Consider the following 13,163-nt stretch of genomic DNA (forward strand, 5'->3'; position numbering starts at 1 on the left):
ACCGTCCACGACCCCCCAGCACGAAGGGCCGGACGCGGCGCGGCTGCCCATGACGGAGGTGCCCCTGCCCGGGGTGGACCCGGCGTGGTCCCGCACGGTCACGGTCGCCTCCACCGCCCCCGTGGAGCCCGTGCCCGGCCGGCGCCGCCGCTGGCACCTCCTGGACAACGCGGGCTCGCTGGAGGCCGCCGGGCTCACCCCCCGCGGGACGGTGCTCGCCGTGCACGGCAACCCCACCTGGTCCTACCTGTGGCGGGACGTGCTGGCCGCCGGCCTCGACCCCGACAACCCGTGGCGGGTCGTGGCCGTGGACCAGCTCGACATGGGCTTCTCCGAGCGGACCGGGCTCTTCCGCCGTCTCGACGACCGGGTCCGGGACCTGGCCGACCTCACGGCCGAGCTGGGCCTCGACGACGCGACGACGCCGGTGGTGACCCTCGCCCACGACTGGGGCGGGCTCGTCTCCGCCGGCTGGGCGCTGGAGCACCCGGCCGTGCATCGCGGGGTGGTCCTCACCAACACCGCCGTCCACCACGACAGCTCCGAGGAGATCCCCGCCTCCCTGCGCCTGGCGCTGGCCCCGGCCGCCCACGCCCTGCTCACCGAACGGACCACGGCCTTCCTCGACGTCGCGCTGGCGCTGGCGGACCCGTCGCTGCCCCCCGACGTCCGGGCGGCCTACCGCGCGCCCTACGCCACGAGCGCCCGGCGCGAGGCGATCCGCAACTTCGTGGCCGACATCCCGATCCCCGCGGACCACCCCTCCCACGCGCGCTTCGAGCAGATCGCCGCCGGCGTGGCCGGCCTCGACGTCCCCGCCCTGTTCCTGTGGGGCACCGGGGACCCGGTCTTCCAGGAGCGCTACCTCCAGGACCTCGTGCGGCGGATGCCGCACGCCGACGTCCACCGCTACGAGGGCGCCCAGCACCTGCTGCCCGAGGCGCGGGACATCGCCGGCCCGGTCATGGCCTGGCTCGCCGACCGCTTCGGGACCGGCCCCACCCGGCGGGAGCTGCACCTGCAGCGCCGCGCCACGGCCCGGGGCGCCCACGTCCCCTTCGCCGCGGAGCTCGACGAGCGGCGCGCCGACCTCGGCCCCGCCGTGGTCGACATGGCCCCCAGCTCCGGGGCCACGGGGCCGCGGGCCGGCGTGGCGCCCGTGCGGGCGAGCCTGAGCTGGGCCGAGCTGGCCGACCGGGTGGACCGCCTCGCTGCCGGGCTGCTCGGCATCGGCGTGCGCCCCGGGGACCGGGTGAACCTCATGGTCCCGCCCGGCTCCGAGCTCACCGCGCTGCTCTACGCCTGCCTGCGCGTCGGCGCCGTCGTCGTCGTGGCGGACACCGGGCTGGGCCCCAAGGGCCTCACCCGGGCGCTCAAGGGCGCCGGACCGGACTGGCTGGTGGGCATCCGCAAGGCCCTGGTCGCCGGGCGGGCGCTGGGCTGGCCGGGCACCCGGATCTCCCTGGAGCGCCTCGACCCCGTCTCCCGCCGCGCCCTCGGCGTGGCCCACGACGTCCCCGGTCTGCTGGAGTCCGCGCCCCGCGCGGACCTGCCCGCCCCGGACGCCGACGCGGACGCCGTGGTGCTGTTCACCTCCGGGTCCACCGGGCCCGCCAAGGGCGTGGTCTACACCCACCGGCAGCTCTCCGCGATGCGGGACGCCGTGCGCGGGACCTACGACCTGACCGCCGGCACAGGCCTCGTCGCGGGCTTCGCGCCGTTCGCCCTGCTCGGGCCCGCGATGGGGACCACCTCGGTGACCCCCGACATGGACGTCACCGCGCCGAAGACCCTGACCGCCCGTGCCCTGGCCGACGCCGCGTCGGCGATCCGGGCGACGGCCGTGTTCCTGTCCCCGGCCGCGATCACGAACGTCCTCGCCACCCAGGACGAGCTGGACACGGGCCAGCGGCAGGCCCTGGCCCGTGTGGAGCTGGTGCTCTCCGCCGGGGCCCCGCTGCCGGAGCCGCTGCTGGAGCGCCTCCAGGAGCTGGTGCCCGCCGCGACGCTGCACACCCCCTACGGCATGACGGAGGGCCTTCCCCTGACGGACGTCACCCTCGGCACGATCCGGCAGGCGAGCCGGGACGGCGGCGCGGCGGGTGCCGCCGTGGCCGGGGCGGGCAACGGCGTGTGCGTGGGCACCGCGGTGCACGGGGCCGAGCTCGGGGTCACCGCCCTGGGCGCGGACGGCGTCCCGGGCGACGAGGTCACCACCGGGGCGGGGGTCACCGGCGAGATCGTCGCCCGCGCCCCGCACGTCAAGGACCGCTACGACCGGCTGTGGGCCACGGAGCACCTCAGCACCCAGCTGCCCGGCTGGCACCGCACCGGGGACGTCGGCCACTTCGACGCCGCCGGGCGGCTGTGGGTGGAGGGCCGCCTCGCCCACGTGATCGTGGCCGCCGGGGGCGTGCTGACGCCCGTCGCCGCCGAGCACGCCGCGCAGGCCGTGCCCGGGGTCGGCCGGGTCGCCGTGGTCGGCGTCGGCCCGGTGGGCCGGCAGGTGCCCGTGGCCGTCGCGGAGACCGTCCCGCCCGCTGCGAGGCCGGGCCCTGCGGACCCCCTGCTGACGGGCGCCGTGCGGGAGGCCGTGCGGGAGGCCACCGGCATGGACCTCGCGGCCGTGCTCGTGCTCCCGGAGCACCCCACCGACATCCGGCACAACTCCAAGATCGACCGAGCCCTGCTGGCCGGGTGGGCCGACGCCGCCCTGGCCGGAGGAAGGATCAGGAACCCGTGAACGGCAAGCACCGCAAGGACGGTCCGCACGACGACGAGGTCCCCTCCTACGACGCCTCCGTGGCGGAGGGCGCCCCGGCGGCCGGCACCGGCAGCCACGAGGTCGAGCGCGGCCCCCGGGAGCTGAGCGGGCAGGGCCGCACCGTGCTCGTCACCGGCGCCTCCGGGATGCTCGGCGAGCACGTGGCCCGGCTCCTGGCCGCCCGGAACTGGACGGTGCGGCTGCTGCAGCGCCGGCACGCCTCCCTGGCCGACCAGCCGAACGTGGAGGAGGTCCTCGGCTCCGTCACGGACCCCGACGCGGTCGCCCGCGCGCTGGAGGGCGTCGACGACGTCGTCCACCTCGCCGCGAAGGTCTCCTTCGCCGGGGACTGGGACGAGTTCGTGATGACCAACGTCACGGGCACCCGGGTGCTCCTGGAGACGGCGAAGCGCGCGGGCGTGGACAACGTCGTGTTCGTCTCCTCCCCCTCGGTCGCGCACACGGGCGTCTCCATCGTGGGCGAGCCCGCCCGCCCGGCCGACCCCGTGCACGCGCGCGGCAACTACGCCCGCTCGAAGGCCGCGGCGGAGCTGCTCGCGCTCGAGGCGGACGGCCGGCAGCTGCGGGTCACGGCCGTGCGCCCCCACATCGTCTGGGGCCCCGGGGACACCCAGCTGGTCGAGCGCGTCGCGGCGCGCGCCGCCCGGGGCCGGATGCCGCTGCTGGACCACGGTGCCGCCCTGATCGACACCACCTACATCGACAACGCCGCCGAGGCGATCGTGCGGGCCCTGGAGCGGATCGAGTGGGCGCACGGGCAGGCGCTCGTGGTCACGAACGGCCAACCGCGCACCGTGGGCGAGCTGATCTCGGGCTTCTGCCGTGCGGTGGGGGTGCAGCCGCCGACCCGCCGGGTCCCGGGAGCGGTGGCCCGCCTCGCCGGCACGCTGATCGAGAAGGTCTGGGCCGTGCGGCCGGGGACCGACGAGCCGCCGATGACGGCGTTCCTGGCCGAGCAGATGTCCACGGCGCACTGGTTCGAGCAGCAGACCACCCGCGAGGTGCTCGACTGGACGCCGACCGTGACCGTCGAGGAGGGGATGCGGCGGCTGGCCGAGTACTACCGCACGCACCCGCTGGGCGCCCACGACGCCCCGGTGCCCGCCACCGGCTCCACGGCGGCCGACCGGGGGTGACCCGCCCGCCCCGCCACGCGCCTGCTCAGAAGCGGGCGTTGCGGGGGGCGCGCTGGCAGACCGGGCAGCGGTAGGAGGAGCGGTTCATGAACTGCTCGCGCACGATCAGCGCCGTCCGCCCCTCCGCCGCGCACCGGGGGCAGGTCTTCCCGGACCGCCCGTAGGCGTTGAGGGAGCGGAAGAAGTAGCCCGACTCGCCGTTGACGTTGACGTAGAGGGAGTCGAAGCTCGTCCCCCCGGCCGCGAGGGCCCGCTCCATGACCGCCCGGACCGCCTCGAGCACGCGGTAGGTCTCGGGGCGGCGGAGCGTGTCCGTGGGGCGGGCCCAGTGCAGGCGCGCCTGCCACAGCGCCTCGTCGGCGTAGATGTTGCCGATCCCCGAGACGAGGGCCTGGTCCAGCAGGGCGCGCTTGAGCCCGGTGCGGCGCCGGCGCAGCCGGTCGTGCAGGCGGTCGGCGTCGAAGGCCGGGTCCAGCGGGTCGCGGGCGATGTGGGCCGCGCGGGCGGGCACGGCGGGCAGCCCGGTGGCGGAGCGTCCGCCGGGGGCCCCGTCGTCGGTGGGCACGAGCCGGTCGAGGAGCATCCCGCCGAAGATCCGCTGGTCCACGAAGCGCAGCTCCGCCGGGGTGCCCGGGCGCTCGGAGAGACCCAGCCGCACCTTGAGGTGCTTCTCCGCGGGGAGCTCGGCGTCCTTGACGAGCAGCTGCCCGCTCATCCCGAGGTGGACGAGCAGGGCCTCCTGCGGCTCGGCCGCGTCCGGTCCGGTCAGGAGCAGCCACAGGAACTTGCCGCGGCGCACGGCGTCGGTGACCACGGCGCCGTCGAGCTCGTGGGCGAAGGAGACGGGCCCGGCCTCGTGCCGGCGCACCGAACGGGGGTCGAGGACCTGCACGGCCTCGACCCGGCGGCCCACGACCCAGCGCTCGACGCCACGTCGCACGACCTCGACCTCGGGCAGCTCAGGCACGGCCGGCTCCCGTCCCGGGTCCGGGCACCACGATGGGTCCGGGCACCGTCACGGGCTCAGGCACCGCCCCGGGCGACCAGGGCCGCGTAGGCCTGCGCCGCGGCGGAGCGCTCGGCCTCCTTCTTAGTGGTGCCCGTGCCGGTGCCGTGGTCCTTGCCGCCGACGAGCAGGTGCGCCTCGTAGCGGCGGTCGTGGTCCGGGCCCGTGCCCTCCACGGCGTAGCGGACGGGACCCAGGCTGCGGGCCGCGGCGAGCTCCTGGATCTCGGTCTTCCAGTCCCGGCCCTCGCTCATCACGAAGCCGTCCTCGAGCAGCGGCACGATCAGGCGCAGCACGAACACGCGCGCCGCCTCGAGCCCGGAGCACACGTAGACGGCACCGATCAGCGCCTCCATGGTGTCGGCGAGGATCGAGGCCTTCTCGTGCCCGTTGGTCCGCACCTCGCCCTTGCCCAGGCGGATGTGCGGGCCGACGTCGAGGGAGCGGGCGAGGTCGGCGAGGGTGCGCGTGCTCACCACGGCGGAGCGGATCTTCGCGAGGTTGCCCTCGGAGTCGTCCGGGTAGCGGTGGAAGATCTCGTCGGTGACCGCCAGGCCCAGCACGGAGTCGCCCAGGAACTCGAGCCGCTCGTTGTGGCCCTGCCCCTCGTGCTCGTACGCGTAGGAGCGGTGGGTCAGCGCAAGACGAAGCGTCCCGGCGTCGATGTCGACGCCGAGACGCTCCAGCAGGTCCTGAGGGTTCGCGGTGGAGTTCACCGTGGTCAGGCGTCGGCCACCTTGCGGCCCTTGTACTCCAGGAACAGCGCGGTGCCCGCGGAGTCGGTCACGACCTTGGCCTGGTGCGGCAGGCTGTAGGTGACCTTGCCGTTCTCGACGGTCTTGACCAGCTTCGGCGCGGTCGCCTTCCACTGGGAACGGCGTGCACGGGTATTCGCACGGGACATTTTCCGCTTGGGAACAGCCACGGCTATCTCTCTTCTCTCGGTTCGGTCGTCTCGGTCGAGGTGTCCTGCTCGAGCAGCCCGGACAGGGCGCTCCAGCGCGGATCGAGCACCTCGTGGTGGTGTCCCGGGTCGTCCTCCAGGCGCGCGCCGCACTGGGCGCACAACCCCTGGCAGTCCTCCCGGCACACCGGTTGGAACGGCAGCTGCGTGATCACTGCGTCCCGAAGCATGGGTTCGAGGTCGATGGTCTCGTCCTGAACTTCATACATCTGGTCGTCCTCGGACTCCTCCCCACCGTCGGTGGTGGCGTCGAAGACGTAGAGCTCCTGCACATCGACGTCCAGATCATAGTCGATCGGGTCGAGGCACCGGCTGCACTCGCCGTGGATGACCACGCCGGTCGTGCCGGAGACCAGGATCCCGTCGTGGACGGATTCCAGCCGGAGGTCGAGGTCGATGTCCGAGCCCTCCGGGGCGCCGATGAGTGCGTTGCCGAAGTCCTTCGGCGCGGGCACAACTTCCTGCAGGCGTCGCATCGTCCCCGGGCGGTGCTCGAGGTCCCTGATACCGATGGTGAGGGGGGCACTGTTCTCGCGGCTGATGACTGACTCCTGGTGAAATTCTGACCGACAGACCATGTTAGCGCGCCCTGCCGCCCGTTCTCAAACGGGGCGCGCCCCGGCCCGCGGCCGCGGCACCGTCCGGCTCAGCCCCGGAGGGCGCGCAGCACGGGCTGCGGCACGAACCCGGAGACGTCCCCGCCGAGGCCCTGGACCTCCTTGACGAGGGTCGAGGACAGGTGCAGGAACCGCGGGTCCCCCGGCAGGAACACCGTCTCGACCGGTGCCAGGTGGCGGTTCATCGTGGCCATGGGCACCTCGTAGGCGTAGTCCTCCCCCGAGCGCAGCCCCTTGACCAGGGCCACCGCGCCGCGCTGCGCGGCGTACTCCGCGAGCAGTCCCTCGCCCATGGGCTCGACGACGACGCCCGCGATGCCCGCGAGGCTCTCCCGCACCAGGGCCAGCCGCCGGCCGGAGTCGAAGCGGTAGCGCTTGTGCGGGTTCGTGGAGACCGCGACCACCACCTCGTCGAAGAGGGCCGCGGCACGCGCGACGACCGCCACGTGGCCGTTGTGGATCGGGTCGAAGGAGCCGGGGCAGATCGCTCGGTGCATGGGCCCCATCCTAGGCACGCCGCCGCGGGACCCTAGACTGGCGGCCATGGACGCCAATGCCGCCGCCACCGCCCCGCCCGGCTCCCCCTGGAAGCGCATGGCCCGCGGGGGCGGCCTGCTGACGAGCACCGGGGAGCTGTCCGGGACCGTCTTCGAGGAGATGTCCCGGCTGGCCGCCCGGACGGGGGCGATCAATCTCGGCCAGGGCTTTCCCGACGTCGACGGCCCGCCCGAGATGCTCGACGCCGCCGCGGCCGCCCTGCGCGGCGGCGGCAACCAGTACTCCCCGGTGGCCGGGATGCCGCAGCTGCAGGAGGCCGTCGCCGAGCACCAGCGCCGCTTCTACGGGATCGAGCCGGACCCGGCCACCGGCGTCCTGGTGACCGTGGGCGCCTCCGAGGGCCTGGCCGCGAGTCTGCTCGCGTTCCTGCGCCCCGGCGACGAGGTCGTCACCTTCGAGCCGCACTACGACCTCTACGGCGCGGTGGTGGAGTTCGCCGGCGCGCGGCTGGTCACGGTCCCGCTCGAGCCCCCGCACTTCTCCCCCGACCTCGACCGCCTCGCGGGGGCCTTCGGGCCCCGCACCCGGATGGTGGTCCTCAACGACCCGCACAACCCCACCGGCACCGTGTTCGACGACGCGGCCCTGTCCCGGGTGGCCGAGCTGGCCGCGGAGCACGACTGCGTGGTGGTGACCGACGAGGTCTACGAGCACCTGCGCTTCGCCGGCGGCCACCGCCCCCTGGCCGCCCGGCCGGGGGCCTTCGAGCGGACCCTCACCGTCTCCTCGGTGGGCAAGACCTTCTCGGCCACGGGCTGGCGCGTGGGATGGGTCAGCGGACCGGCGCACCTGGTCGGCCCGGTGCGCGCCACCAAGGCCTACCTCACGCACAGCGCCGCCACTCCCCTGCAGCTCGGGGCGGCCGCGGCGCTGGGCCTGCCCGACGCCTTCTACGACCGGCTCACCGAGGACTTCCGGCGGCGCCGCGACGTGCTCGTGCAGGGGCTGGCGCGGGCGGGCGCCGAGCCGTTCGAGCCGCAGGGCACGTTCTTCGTCGTGGCGGACGTCCGCGCACTGTGCGAGCGCCACGGGGTCGGGGACGCCACGGCCCTCGCCCCCGTGCTGGCCGAGGGCGCCGGCGTGGTGGGCGTGCCCGTGCCGGCCCTCGCCTCGGCCGCGCACCGGGACCTGTACACGACCTGGATGCGCTTCTCCTTCGGCAAGCGGCTGGACCTCCTGGAGGAGGCGGGGCGGCGCCTGGCCCGCTGAGCGCGGGGCCTGCGTCACACACCTCGGCAGCCTTGGCACCGGTGTGCCGGGTGGCTGGCGTGGTGCGCACCCGCGGTCCCGACGGACGCTGCCGAGCACGGCGGGTCGGCGGTCGGAGACGACCGCCGTTGTCAGCAGGGTCGGATTACCGCCGGACTCGCGCAGACCGGCGGCCGGCCCGTCCTCAGGAGTGTTTCCGAAGGGGGAACCATGCCAGCAGGCCAGGGCAAGAACATCCGGCGCGTCACCAGCGTCGACGTGATCCGCAGCAGACAGGGCGAGGGTGATGCCGGGTCCTACACGTTCGAGCTGACGCTCGACGACGGCGTGGAGGAATACCTGCTCGTCGTCCCGGAGAGCGAGGCCAGCACCGTCGCCCGGCTGATCCAGCACAGCAGCTCGATCCAGCTGGACAAGAACACGGACGACCTGATCTTCGAGAAGTACGCGGACTGAGCCGGTCCCCGCACCACGACGACGACCGCCGCTGCTCCGGCAGCGGCGGTCGTCGTCGTGGTGGACGCGGCCGGGTCGCTCAGACGGCCGCCCGGCGCCCCAGGGCCCGGTAGTCGAAGCCGGCGGCGGTCCACCGCTCGGGGTCGAGCACGTTGCGGCCGTCGAGGATCTGCGGAACGGCCACGAGCGGCTCCAGCTGCTCGGGGGTCATCGTCCTGAACTCGCCCCACTCGGTCAGCAGCAGGACGACCTCGGCCCCGGTCACGGCGGCCTCGAGGGAGTCCACGTAGTCCAGGCGCGGGTAGCGCTTGGCGGCGTTGGCGTTGGCCTTGGGGTCGTAGACGGCGACCTCCGCGCCGATCGAGTGCAGCCGGGCGGCGATGTCCAGGGCCGGGGAGTCGCGGACGTCGTCGGAGTCCGGCTTGAAGGCCGCCCCGAGCACGGCCACGTGCTTGCCCACCACGGAGCCGCCGAGCATCTGGGTGACCGTCTCCACGGTGTGGCCGCGGCGGCGGACGTTGATGTCGTCGACCTCGGCGAGGAAGCGCACCGACTGCTCCACGCCCAGCTCCGCGGCCCGCGCCCGCAGGGCCCGGATGTCCTTGGGCAGGCAGCCGCCGCCGAAGCCCACGCCGGCGTTGAGGAACTTGCGCCCGATCCGCTCGTCGAGCCCGATCGCGTCGGCGAGCGTGCGGATGTCCCCGCCGACCGCCTCGGTCAGCTCGGAGAGGGCGTTGATGAAGGAGATCTTCGTGGCCAGGAACGCGTTGGCGGCGACCTTCACGAGCTCGGCGGTCTCGAAGTCGGTGACGATCAGCGGGACGCCCGCGTCCAGCTGCCGGGCGTAGACCCGGCGCATCACGGCCTCCGCGGCCGCGTCCTCGGCGCCCAGCACCATCCGGTCCGGGGTCAAGGTGTCCTCCACCGCGTAGCCCTCGCGGAGGAACTCGGGGTTCCACACCAGGGACACGTCCACCCCGTCGCGGGCGGAGGCCTTCGCGAGGTCGGCCAGCCGGCGGGCGGAGCCGACCGGGACCGTGGACTTGCCGGCGATGACGCAGTCCTTCGTGGCGGCCGCGGCGATCGAGCCGACGGCGGCGTCCACGTAGCGCATGTCCGCCGCGAAGCTGCCGGAGCGCTGCGGCGTGCCGACCCCCACGAAGTGCACGTCGCCGAAGGCCCCGGCCTCCTCGTAGCTGGTCGTGAAGCGCAGGCGCCCGGACTCCACGTGCGTGCGCAGCAGCTCGCCCAGGCCCGGCTCGTGGAAGGGGAGCTCACCGCGGGACAGGGCGTCGACCTTCTGCGGGTCCACGTCCACGCCCAGGACCTCGAAACCCATCTCCGCCATCGACGCGGCGTGCGTGGCCCCCAGGTAGCCCGTTCCCAGAACCGTGATCTTCATGGACGTCCTCCGTCTTTCCCGGGCCGCCGGGCCCGTGCTCGATGTTGCCTGTCGCATCTTGTCAGGGCGGGACCGCGCAGCGGCGCAGGCGCTCAGCGCGGCGCGCCGGGCGACGGCGTGGCGTCCGTCTCGGCGAACCACGTGGCGGTCTCCCCGTGCCGCTTGTGCTCGAAGCGGCGCAGGCCCTCCGGCCAGGCCGGCTCCGGCGAGCGCGACGAACGCTCGACCACGACCACCCCGCCCGGCCGCAGCCGGCCCGCCAGCGGCGCCAGGGTGGCGGTGAGCTCCGCCTCGCCCAGCGGATAGGGCGGGTCGGCCAGCACCAGGTCCCACGGCCCCTCGCCGGGCTCGGCCAGGTAGCCGGCGACCGTGCCCTGGTGCACCGCCACGACGTCGCCGCGGCCCAGGGCCCGGTGCACCACGGCCGCGTTGGCCCGGCAGACCCGGGCGGCGGGCGCGTGGCGCTCCACCAGGGTCACCGCCGCCGCGCCGCGGCTGGCGGCCTCGCAGCCCAGCGCCCCGGAGCCTGCGAACAGGTCCAGGACCCGGGCGTCGTGGAGCATGCCCCAGGCCTCGAGACGGGCGAAGAGGGACTCCTTCACCCGGTCGGTGGTGGGGCGGGTGCCCTGGCCCGGCACGGACTGCAGGCGCAGTCCCCCGGCGGCCCCGGCGATGATCCTGCTCATCCTCGTGCTCCTCCCGTCCTCGGCCGCACCGGGCTCAGCCCCGGTCCAGGAACGCCTCGGCGTCCGGGTCGAGGTAGCGTTCGATGGCCTCGGCGAGCTCGGGGTGCTCGTCGAGACCGGGGTCGGCGCCGAGGACGGCGACGGCGTCCCGGCGGGCGCGCTCGATCAGCTCGGCGTCGTCGAGGGCCCGCAGCAGCCGCAGGGTGGAACGGCCTCCCGACTGCGCCGCGCCGAGGATGTCCCCCTCGCGGCGCAGCTCGAGGTCGGCCCGGGCGAGCGCGAAGCCGTCGGTGGAGCCGGCGACCACCTCGATCCGCTCCCGCGAGGGGTGCTCGGCGGGGCGCCGGGTCACCAGCAGACAGGTCCCGGCGTGCCCGCCGCGCCCGATCCGGCCGCGCAGCTGGTGCAGCTGGGAGATGCCGAATCGGTCGGCGTCCACGATCACCATCAGCGTGGCGTTGGGCACGTCCACGCCCACCTCGACCACGGTGGTGCAGACCAGCAGCTGCACGTCGCCCGCCGCGAAGTCCTCCATGAGGCGGGTCTTGCGCACGGCGTCGAGCCGGCCGTGCAGCACCTCGGCGCGCACGCCCTCCAGCACGGGCTGGCGCGCGACCAGCTCGGCCAGCCACGTCACGGAGGCCATCGGCGCCTCGTCCTCCTCGTCCGCGGCGGCCGCCGCGCGGGCGGACTCGGCCAGGGACCCGGGGGGCGGGGGCTCGTCGTCGTCGCCGATCTTGGGCGCGACCACGTAGACCTGCCGGCCCGCGTCGATCTCCTCGCGGGCGCGGCGCCACAGGCGCTGCTCCCAGCCCGGGTGCTCCACGAGTCCCACGGTGTGGGTGGCGATCGGCTGCCGCCCGGCCGGGAGCTGGTCGAGCACGGAGACGTCGAGGTCGCCGAAGACGGTCATCGCCACGGTCCGCGGGATGGGGGTCGCGGTCATCACGAGCAGGTGCGGGGGGCGGCCGGCCTTGTCCCGCAGCCGGTCGCGCTGCTCCACGCCGAAGCGGTGCTGCTCGTCCACGACGACGAGCCCGAGGTCGGCGAACTGGACGACCTCCGAGAGCAGCGCGTGGGTGCCGATGACGATCCCGGCCTCCCCGGAGGCGATCTGCAGCAGCGCCCGCTTGCGCGCCGCGGCGCCCATCGACCCGGTGAGCAGCACGACCTGCGTGCCGTCGGGGTCCCCGCCGAGCTGCCCGCCGTGGGCCAGCGGGCCGAGGGAGCGCAGCACGGAGCCGTGGTGCTGGCCGGCGAGCACCTCGGTGGGCGCGAGCAGCGCCGCCTGCGCACCCGAGTCGACGACCTGGAGCATGGCCCGCAGCGCCACCAGCGTCTTGCCGGCGCCGACGTCGCCCTGCAGCAGCCGGTTCATGGGACGGGTGCCGGCCAGCTCCGCCGCGAGCTCCTGCCCCACGGCGCGCTGGCCGGCGGTGAGCTCGAACGGCAGGGCCGCGTCGAACCTCGCCAGCAGCCCGTCCGGGACCCCCGGGCGCGCGGTGGTCGGGTGGGCGGCGAGCTCGGCCCGGCGGCGGGCCAGCGCGCACTGGAGCAGGAACGCCTCCTGGTAGCGGAAGCGGCGGCGGGCCTCGCCGTGGGCGCGCGTGTCCCGGGGCCGGTGCACCTGCCAGTAGGCCTCCTCGAGGCCCATGAGCCCCTCCCGCTCCCGGACCTCCTCCGGCAGCGGGTCCGGGACCGCCGCGAAGTCGACCACCGGCAGCAGGGAGTGCACGGCGCGGGCGATCTTGTCCGTGGTCAGCTTGGCGGTGGCCGGGTAGATCGGGATGGGGCGGCCCGCCCGCTCCTGCGCGCTCTCCCCGGCCTCCGGGGCGTCCGGGTCCAGGATCGCGTAGTGCGGGTTCGTCATGGTCACGGCGCCGTTGTAGAGCCCCACCTTCCCGGAGAACAGGGCGTGCGTGCCGGGGGGCAGGTCCTTGGCCGCGGTCCAGGCGTTGAAGAAGCTCAGCCGCATCGTGCGGCCCGGGGCGGGGTCCCCGTCCTCGAACAGGCGCCGCGGGTCCGAGGAGACGCGGTCGGTGATCACCACGTCCGTGATCGAGCCCCGCCGGGAGCGCATCTGGCGGGTCGACGTGGAGACGACCTCGGCCACGATGGTCACCTGCTGGTCGATGCGCAGCTCCGAGAAGGGGGTGAGCTCGCCGCGGGGCATGTACCTGCGCGGGAAGTGGTCGAGCAGCTGCCCGATCGTGCCCACGGACAGCTGCCGGGCCAGCTGGTCGGCCGTGGAGCGGCCCAGCAGCCGGGCCAGCGGCTGGTCGAGCTCGGACACCGGGCCGGGGAACGCCCCGCCGCCGTGGGACCGTGCCATCTCAGGCGCGCC

At 74.9% G+C, this 13,163-nt stretch carries 12 protein-coding genes; 4 read left to right on the forward strand and 8 right to left on the reverse strand.

Annotation, left to right across the window (positions count from 1 at the left end):
- Nucleotides 1–49 precede the first annotated feature (49 nt).
- On the forward strand, nucleotides 50–2,743 hold the full coding sequence (locus RE027_RS00785; RefSeq protein ID WP_368806606.1) for an alpha/beta fold hydrolase: 2,694 nt from the start codon (nucleotides 50–52) through the stop codon (nucleotides 2,741–2,743).
- Nucleotides 2,740–3,921, forward strand: coding sequence for an NAD-dependent epimerase/dehydratase family protein (locus tag RE027_RS00790; RefSeq protein ID WP_368806330.1), 1,182 nt, complete (start codon nucleotides 2,740–2,742; stop codon nucleotides 3,919–3,921). Before RE027_RS00785 ends, RE027_RS00790 begins: the two co-directional genes overlap by 4 nt.
- Nucleotides 3,922–3,946: 25 nt before the next feature.
- Here RE027_RS00790 and mutM read toward each other — a convergent pair whose 3' ends face one another.
- The 5 genes from mutM to coaD all read right to left on the reverse strand — a co-directional run bounded on the left by mutM (nucleotide 3,947) and on the right by coaD (nucleotide 7,005).
- Nucleotides 3,947–4,888 carry a bifunctional DNA-formamidopyrimidine glycosylase/DNA-(apurinic or apyrimidinic site) lyase gene (gene mutM / locus RE027_RS00795; RefSeq protein ID WP_368806331.1) on the reverse strand — a complete coding sequence of 314 codons (942 nt, stop codon included), beginning with the start codon at nucleotides 4,886–4,888 and terminating at the stop codon, nucleotides 3,947–3,949.
- 56 nt (nucleotides 4,889–4,944) lie between these two features.
- The gene (rnc, locus tag RE027_RS00800) at nucleotides 4,945–5,643 is read right to left on the reverse strand and encodes a ribonuclease III (protein ID WP_368806332.1); all 699 of its coding nucleotides are present in this window, start codon (nucleotides 5,641–5,643) and stop codon (nucleotides 4,945–4,947) included.
- A gap of 5 nt (nucleotides 5,644–5,648) precedes the next feature.
- Complete coding sequence (rpmF, locus tag RE027_RS00805; protein ID WP_031282896.1) at nucleotides 5,649–5,852, reverse strand: 50S ribosomal protein L32; 204 nt, start codon at nucleotides 5,850–5,852, stop codon at nucleotides 5,649–5,651.
- Between the two features lie 2 nt (nucleotides 5,853–5,854).
- Nucleotides 5,855–6,367: a YceD family protein gene (locus RE027_RS00810; protein ID WP_368806333.1), complete on the reverse strand. Its 513-nt coding sequence runs from the start codon at nucleotides 6,365–6,367 to the stop codon at nucleotides 5,855–5,857.
- 170 nt (nucleotides 6,368–6,537) lie between these two features.
- Nucleotides 6,538–7,005, reverse strand: a complete 468-nt coding sequence (gene coaD / locus RE027_RS00815) for a pantetheine-phosphate adenylyltransferase (RefSeq protein WP_368806334.1) — start codon at nucleotides 7,003–7,005, stop codon at nucleotides 6,538–6,540.
- 46 nt (nucleotides 7,006–7,051) lie between these two features.
- Here coaD and RE027_RS00820 point away from each other — a divergent pair, with 46 nt between their 5' ends.
- Complete coding sequence (locus RE027_RS00820) at nucleotides 7,052–8,275, forward strand: aminotransferase class I/II-fold pyridoxal phosphate-dependent enzyme (RefSeq protein ID WP_368806335.1); 1,224 nt, start codon at nucleotides 7,052–7,054, stop codon at nucleotides 8,273–8,275.
- 210 nt (nucleotides 8,276–8,485) lie between these two features.
- Nucleotides 8,486–8,731: a hypothetical protein gene (locus tag RE027_RS00825; protein ID WP_368806336.1), complete on the forward strand. Its 246-nt coding sequence runs from the start codon at nucleotides 8,486–8,488 to the stop codon at nucleotides 8,729–8,731.
- Between the two features lie 79 nt (nucleotides 8,732–8,810).
- On the opposite strand, the gene RE027_RS00830 is transcribed toward RE027_RS00825, so the two are convergent.
- From RE027_RS00830 to RE027_RS00840, 3 genes are all read right to left on the reverse strand, one after another.
- The gene (locus tag RE027_RS00830) at nucleotides 8,811–10,133 is read right to left on the reverse strand and encodes a UDP-glucose dehydrogenase family protein (protein ID WP_368806337.1); all 1,323 of its coding nucleotides are present in this window, start codon (nucleotides 10,131–10,133) and stop codon (nucleotides 8,811–8,813) included.
- A 92-nt stretch (nucleotides 10,134–10,225) separates the two neighbouring features.
- The gene (gene rsmD / locus RE027_RS00835; protein ID WP_368806338.1) at nucleotides 10,226–10,819 is read right to left on the reverse strand and encodes a 16S rRNA (guanine(966)-N(2))-methyltransferase RsmD; all 594 of its coding nucleotides are present in this window, start codon (nucleotides 10,817–10,819) and stop codon (nucleotides 10,226–10,228) included.
- Nucleotides 10,820–10,853: 34 nt separating this feature from the next.
- Nucleotides 10,854–13,151 carry an ATP-dependent DNA helicase RecG gene (locus tag RE027_RS00840; RefSeq protein ID WP_368806339.1) on the reverse strand — a complete coding sequence of 766 codons (2,298 nt, stop codon included), beginning with the start codon at nucleotides 13,149–13,151 and terminating at the stop codon, nucleotides 10,854–10,856.
- Nucleotides 13,152–13,163: the final 12 nt, after the last annotated feature.

Source organism: Kocuria sabuli, assembly GCF_040981185.1.
Taxonomy (GTDB): domain Bacteria; phylum Actinomycetota; class Actinomycetes; order Actinomycetales; family Micrococcaceae; genus Kocuria; species Kocuria sabuli.